5 protein-coding genes and 1 pseudogene are annotated in these 6,986 nt (G+C 71.5%); all 6 read right to left on the reverse strand.

Going from position 1 to position 6,986, the window contains the following annotated elements; genetic code table 11:
• Positions 1–232, reverse strand: a 232-nt coding sequence (locus IH13_RS0123250; protein WP_031087454.1) for an ATP-binding cassette domain-containing protein, incomplete at its 3' end; no start/stop codon positions are given.
• Positions 229–1,296 carry an ABC transporter ATP-binding protein gene (locus IH13_RS0123255; protein ID WP_031087456.1) on the reverse strand — a complete coding sequence of 356 codons (1,068 nt, stop codon included), beginning with the start codon at positions 1,294–1,296 and terminating at the stop codon, positions 229–231. The genes IH13_RS0123255 and IH13_RS0123250, both read right to left, overlap by 4 nt.
• Positions 1,293–2,211, reverse strand: a pseudogene (locus IH13_RS38200) (ABC transporter permease). The gene IH13_RS0123255 and the pseudogene IH13_RS38200 overlap by 4 nt, the downstream one beginning before the upstream one ends.
• The gene (locus tag IH13_RS0123265) at positions 2,208–3,299 is read right to left on the reverse strand and encodes an ABC transporter permease (RefSeq protein WP_031087458.1); all 1,092 of its coding nucleotides are present in this window, start codon (positions 3,297–3,299) and stop codon (positions 2,208–2,210) included. The pseudogene IH13_RS38200 and the gene IH13_RS0123265 overlap by 4 nt, the downstream one beginning before the upstream one ends.
• Positions 3,300–3,302: 3 nt before the next feature.
• Positions 3,303–5,177 (reverse strand): ABC transporter substrate-binding protein, encoded by a 1,875-nt coding sequence (locus tag IH13_RS0123270; RefSeq protein WP_031087461.1) that lies wholly within the window; start codon positions 5,175–5,177, stop codon positions 3,303–3,305.
• A 197-nt stretch (positions 5,178–5,374) separates the two neighbouring features.
• Positions 5,375–6,986: nucleotide-binding protein (locus tag IH13_RS38205; RefSeq protein ID WP_031087463.1), on the reverse strand; the 1,612-nt coding region annotated here is incomplete at its 5' end.

Genomic DNA, 6,986 nt, shown 5'->3' on the forward strand with positions numbered 1-6,986 from the left:
GCTCCCCGCCGAACGTGACCCGGCCGGAGGTGGGCGGGACCAGGCCGAGCAGGGACCGGGCCAGCGTCGTCTTGCCGCAACCCGACTCGCCGACCAGGGCCACGATCTCGCCCGGCCGGATGTCCAGGTCGACCCCGTCGACGGCACGCGCCGTCGACGCCCCGCGGCGGCCGGGGAAGGCGACCTCCAGGGCCTCGGCGCTGAGCAGCGGGGTGGAGGCGGGGGTGGTCACGACGTGCTCCTCGCTGTCTCGTTCTCGGTGCCGTTCCGCAGGCCCGGCGTCCCGGGGGCGTCCGGCTCCGCCAGCACACAGGCCGCCCGCCGGCCCTGCCCCGCGTCCCGGAGTTCCTGGTCCTCGGTGGCGCAGGACTCCAGTGCCACCGGGCAGCGCGGGTGGAACGTGCAGCCCGAGGGCAGCGCCGCCGGATCCGGTGGGTCGCCCGGCAGACCGCGCGGGGCGTGCCGGGAGGAGAGGTCGCCGACCGTGGGGAAGGCGGCCGACAGGGCGTGCCCGTAGGGGTGCCGGGCGTCCTCGTACACCTGCTTCGCCGGGCCCTCCTCGACGACGCGGCCCGCGTACATCACCGCCAGCCGGTCACAGGTGTCGGAGAGCACCGCCAGGTCGTGGCTGATCATGACGAGGCCGAGGTCCTGGTCGGCGACGAGCCGCTCGATCAGCCGCAGGATCTGTGCCTGGATCATCACGTCCAGGGCGGTCGTGGGCTCGTCGGCGACGATCAGCCGGGGATCGCAGGCCAGCGCCATGGCGATCATCACCCGCTGGCGCTGGCCGCCGGACAGCTCGTGCGGGTAGGCGTTCGCGCGTGCCGCCGGCAGACCCACCTGTTCCAGCAGTTCGCCCGCGCGCTTGCGGGCGGCGGCCGGGGTGGACCTCCGGTGCAGCAGAATCGGTTCGGCGATCTGGTCCCCGATGCGGTGCACCGCGTTCAGCGAGTGCATCGCGCCCTGGAAGACGATCGAGGCCCCGGCCCAGCGCACGGCCCGCAGCCGTCCCCACTTCATGGTGAGGACGTCCTCGCCGTCGAGCAGGATCTGACCGCTCAGGGTGGCGGACGGGGGAAGCAGCCGCAGCAGCGCGAGCGCCAGCGTCGACTTCCCGCAGCCCGACTCACCGGCGATGCCCAGCTTCCTGCCCGCCTCGACGCGCAGGTCGACGCCGCGTACGGCGGGTACGGCCGAGGGCCCCGAACCGTAGGTGACCCGCAGGTCCCTGACGTCGAGCAACGGCTGACCGGCCTCGGGCCTCGGCGCGGTCTCCTGCTTCACAGCGGTCAACGGGACACCCCCAGCTTGGGGTTGAGCACGGACTCGACGGTACGGCCGCACAGCGTGAACGCGAGGGCGACGACCGCGATGGCGAGTCCGGGCGGAGCGAGGTACCACCAGTTGCCGGAGCTGACGGCCCCGGCCTCACGCGCGTCCTGGAGCAGCCCGCCCCAGGAGACGATCGTGGGATCGCCGAGCCCGAGGAAGGCGAGCGTCGCCTCGGTGAGGATGGCGGTGGAGATCACCAGCGTCGTCTGGGCGAGCACCAGCGGCATCACGTTGGGCAGGACGTGACGGGACATGATGTGCCGGTGCCCTCCGCCGAGCGCCCGGGAGCGCTCGATGTACGGCCGGGCCTCCACGGACAGCGTCTGCGCCCGTACCAGCCGGGCGGTCGTCGGCCAGGTCGTCACCCCGATCGCCAGGATCGTCGTCCAGATGGACCGGGACAGCACGGTGGCCAGCGCGATGGCCAGCACCAGTGTCGGCATCACCAGGAACCAGTCGGTGATCCGCATGACGACGTTGCCGTACCAGCCCTTGAAGTGGCCGGCGGTGACGCCCACCAGGGTGCCGATGGCCACGGAGAGGAACGCGGCGAGCAGGCCCACGGTCAGCGACACCCGGGTGCCCCACACCAGCAGGGCCAGCAGGCTGCGGCCGAACTGGTCGGTGCCGAGCGGGAAGGCCGCGCTCGGCGGTTCCAGGGCGGTGCCGGGAGCGGCTGACGCTCTGCGAGTCGGCGCCCACCAGCCAGGGAGCGGCGAGCGCGGCCACGGCGATCAGCGCCAGGACGGCGAGTCCCGCGAGGCCGGTCCCGTGGGTGCGGTACTGACGCCAGAAGCGGGCGGCGGCCTGACGCCGCCGGGTCCGGGCGAGGCTGCGCGGTCCGGGGCCCGGTACCGCGTCGGTCGTGGTCGTCATCGGCCCACCCGGGGATCGAGGAGCGGATAGATCACATCGGCGAGCGTGTTCATCAGGATCACCGCTGCGGCGAAGACGAAGAACAGGGCCTGCACGAGCGGCAGGTCGGGCACGCTGAGCGCCTGGTAGAAGAGGCCGCCGAGACCCGGCCAGGAGAACACCGTCTCCACCAGGATGGCGCCCGCCACCGTGTTGCCCAGGTTCACGAAGAGCAGGGTGACGGTCGGCAGCATCGCGTTCGGCACGGCGTGGCGGCGGCGTACGAGGTCGTCGCGCAGTCCCTTGGCCCGGGCCGTCGTCAGATAGTCGCTGCCCATCTCGTCGAGCAGCGAGGAGCGCATCACCAGCAGGGTGCGGGCGTACTCGACGGCGACGAGCGTGATCACCGGCAGGACCAGGTGGTGGGCCACGTCCAGGACGTGGTCGAGGCCGCTGCCGGGGCCCGACTCCATGCCGCCGGTCGGGAAGAGCCCCGGGATCGGGCCGATGCCCACCGACAGGGTGATGATCAGCAGGAGCCCGAGCCAGAACGAGGGGACCGAGTACAGCGTCAGGGCGAAGGCGGTGTGGAAGCGGTCGCCCGCAGAACCGTTACGCCACGCGGACCGGGACCCCAGCCAGACGCCGATCACCGTGTAGATCACGAAGGCGGTGCCGGTGAGCAGCAGCGTGGCGGGCAGCGCCTCGGCGATCTTGTCCACGACGGGGGCGTGGAACTGGTACGAGGTGCCGAAGTCGCCGGTCAGGGCCTTGCCGCAGTACTCGGTGAACTGCTGCCAGAGCGGCAGGTCCAGCCCGAATTCGCGACGCATCGAGGCGATCTGCTCGGCCGACACCTGGCGCCCGCCGGTCATCTGCTTGACCGGGTCGCCGGGGATCAGCCGGAAGAGGAAGAAGCTGGTGACGAGCACGGCGAACAGCGAGACGGCCGCACCGGCCAGCTTGCCCGCCGCATAGCGGAGGTACGCGGTCGCGCCGCGGGCGCGCGGCCCGCGGGCCGGCGGTACGACCGGAGCCGTACCGTCGGCCTGCGCGGTGCCCGCGCCCGCCGCCCCCGGCGGGGGCGCGGGAATGCTTTCAGAGCTCATGGACTATTCACGGTCTTCCGCGGTGGAACGGCGACGCATGGCGAACAGCAGCCCGCCACCGGCGAGGACGACTACGGCGGCCCCGGCCCCGATGAGGACCCCGGTGGAGCTGCCGCCGCCGGACGAGCCGCCCGACGCGCCGGCGGCCGGGGCCGCGGACCACCAGCTCCAGTAACCGTCCTGGCCGTAGATGTTGCCCGCGTCGGCGGGCATCGTCGTGATGGACTCGATCTGGTCGGTGCGGTAGGCCTCGACGGCATTCGGGTACGCCATGACGTTCATGTACCCCAGGTCGTACAGCCGCGACTCCATCTGCTTGACCAGGTCAGCCCGTTTGGCGGGGTCGTATTCGGCGAGCTGCTTCGCGTACAGCTCGTCGTACCGCTCGTCGCAGATGAAGTCGTCGGTCGCCGCCGTCTCCTTCGCCTTCGTCGGGAGCGCGGCGCAGGTGTGGATCGACATCACGAAGTCGGGGTCCGGGTTGACGGACCAGCCGTCGAAGGCGAGGTCGTACTCGCCCGCGAACCAGGGGTCGGAGACGTTGTCCATGCAGTCGACCTTCAGGCCGATGCCCAGGTCGCCCCACCACTCCTGGAGGTACTTGCCGATCGCCTTGTCGTTCGGGTCGGTGGCGTGGCACAGGATGCGGAAGTCGAGCGGCTTGCCGTCCTTGCCCGTCCGCTTGCCCGCCGCGTTCTTCCGGTAGCCGGCCTCGTCCAGCAGGGCGCCCGCCTTCGCCGGATCGTAGGCGAACTTCTGTTCGGCCGAGGGCTTCCAGAAGTACGCGCCGAAGCGCGGCGGGATGTAGCCCTCGCCCTCCACGGCGTGGCCCTGGAAGACCTTGTCGACGACGGCCCCGCGGTCGACCGCCATGAACAGCGCCTGACGGACCTTCTGGTCCCGGAGCGCCGGGTGGCCGTCGCCGAACTTCTCGCCGGCCTTGGTGCGCGCGCCCGGGTTGACGGCCAGCGCGTAGAAGCGCCGGCCGGGGGCGTCGTTCACCTTGATGTTGTCGGCGCCCTGCAAGGAGGCGGCCTGGGCGGGGGTGAGGCTCGGACTGCCGGCGACGAAGGACACCTCGCCCTTGCGCAGCGCGGCGACGGCGGCGTCCTGGTCCTTGTAGTAGCGGAAGACGATCTCGTCGAACTTGGGCGCGCCGCGCCAGAAGTCCTTGTTGGCCTTGAGCTTCACATAGCTGTCGACCTTGTAGTCCGTCAGGATGAACGGCCCGTTCCCCACGATGGGGAAGTCCTTGTCGTTGTTGAACTTGGAGAAGTCGGAGACCTTCTCCCAGATGTGCTTGGGGACGATGGGCACGTCCAGCGCCGTCATCGTGGCCTGGGGCTTCTTCAGCTCGATGACCAGCTTGTCCGGGCTGGGGGCCGTGACCTTCTTGAAGTTGCTGACGAAGCTTCCGTTCGAGGTGGCGGCGCCCTCGTCCGTCATCATCGTGTTGAAGGTCCACGCCGCGTCCTCGGCGGTGGCCTGCTGCCCGTCCGACCACTTCGAGTCCGACCGGATGGTGTACGTCCAGGTCAGCTTGGACTGCGACGATTCCCACGCGGTGGCGAGACCGGGGATCGTGTGGTTGTCCTTGGCGTCGTAGTTGGTCAGGAAGTCGTACATGAGCCGGGAGATGCTCGTGGAGACCAGCCGCTGGGCGAGGAACGGGCTCAGGGAGTCGACGCTCTGCGCGACCGCGACCGTGAGCGTCGAGGTGTCCGAGCCGGCCGCCCGGGCCTCCTGCGCGGAGGGGCCGACCGGGTTCCCGGGGACGACGGAACCGGCGGCCAGGGCCAGCGCCGCCGCGCCCGAGGTGAGCAGGAGGCGCAGACCGCCGCGGGGGCGGGCCGGGCGTGGAGGGGGACTTGTGACCATGGGACGTGGACCTCGCGTCATGACTCGCACGGTGAAGGCGGGCAGATCTCTGGTTCGCCAGCTGGTGAAGCGAAGGTTTATCAGCGGGTCCGGGCTGCGTCAACGGTCGGCCAAACCGGGTGTGGGCTGCGCGAATACAAGGGGGGCCCGCACCGTGGGAACGGTGCGGGCCCTCATTGGTTTAGACCTCTACTGCCTTACTGGCCAGGCGCCGAAGGCGGCTGCGGGGGGTACTGCTGCCAGCCGGCGGGCGGCGCCTGACCGGGTCCGTCGGGCTCGCCGGGCTGGGGTGCCCGGCCCTCGGGGTGCGGCGGTGCCGGGGGCTGTCCGGGCTGGTGGGCACCCGGCTGAGGGGGCGCCTGCTGCCAGCCGTTCTGCTGTGCACCGGGGCCGCCGTAGGGCGGGTAGGGCTGCGCGTGCGGCTGGGCCCCGTAGGACGGCTGGGGGTACTGCTGGGGCGGGTACGGCTGCTGCCCGGGGTACTGCTGCGGCGGGTAGGGCTGTCCGGGCTGCTGCGGGGCGTACGGCTGCTGCCCCGGCACCTGCTGAGGGGGCGTCTGCTGACCCGGCATGGGCGGGGCGAACTGCGGCGGCGGGCTGCTGCCGTCCGACGTCCACAGCCCCTGTTGCTGCTGGGCGCGCTGGAAGTCCTCCGCGACGAGCGCCGAGAGGTTGAAGTACGCCTCGCGGGTCTTGGGCCGCATCATGTCGAGGTCGACCTCCGCCCCGGCCGCCAGATGCTCGTCGAACGGCACCACGACCACGCCGCGGCAGCGGGTCTCGAAGTGCTGCACGATGTCCTCAACCTTGATCATCTTCCCGGTCTCACGGACCCCGGAGATGACCGTGAGGGAGCGCTGCACCAGATCCGCGTACCCGTGGGCCGAGAGCCAGTCCAGCGTGGTGGAGGCGCTGGAGGCGCCGTCGACGGACGGCGTCGAGATGATGATCAGCTGGTCGGCGAGGTCGAGCACCCCGCGCATCGCGCTGTAGAGCAGACCCGTGCCCGAGTCGGTGAGGATGATCGGGTACTGCTTGCCCAGGACGTCGATCGCCCGGCGGTAGTCCTCGTCGTTGAAGGTCGTGGAGACGGCCGGGTCCACGTCGTTGGCGATGATCTCCAGACCGGAGGGCGCCTGCGAGGTGAAGCGGCGGATGTCCATGTAGGAGTTGAGGTACGGGATCGCCTGGACCAGGTCGCGGATGGTCGCCCCGGTCTCGCGGCGCACCCGGCGCCCGAGCGTACCGGCGTCCGGGTTGGCGTCGATGGCGAGGATCTTGTCCTGCCGCTCGGTGGCCAGGGTCGAGCCCAGCGCGGTCGTGGTGGTCGTCTTGCCGACACCGCCCTTGAGGCTGATGACCGCGATCCGGTAGCAGGAGAGCACCGGAGTGCGGATCAGCTCCAGCTTGCGCTGCCGCTCGATCTCCTCCTTCTTGCCGCCCAGCTTGAAACGGGACGCGCCGGAGGGGGTGCGGCTGCTCTTCGCCTTCTGCTTGCCCCGGACCAGCCGGTCGGAGGACAGCTCCACGGCGGCCGTGTAGCCGAGCGGGGCCCCCGGTACGGACCGCTCGCGCTGATCGTGCGTCACGGGGGAGGGCCAGGCCGCCCCGGTACGGGGATCGACCGGTGGGCCCTGCGGACCGGGCGGCGGAGGCTGGTAGGCATCCGGCTGCTGTCCGGGGTACTGCGGTGCGGGGTGCTGCGGTGCCGGTGCCGGTGCCGGCGGGTGCGGAGCGCCCTGGCCCTGCTGCGGGACCTGCGGGGGGAGCGGTGCGCTCCGGCCCGGGAGGTGCGGCGGCGGGGCGGCC

The organism is Streptomyces sp. NRRL WC-3549, from assembly GCF_000721935.1.
Classification (GTDB): domain Bacteria; phylum Actinomycetota; class Actinomycetes; order Streptomycetales; family Streptomycetaceae; genus Streptomyces.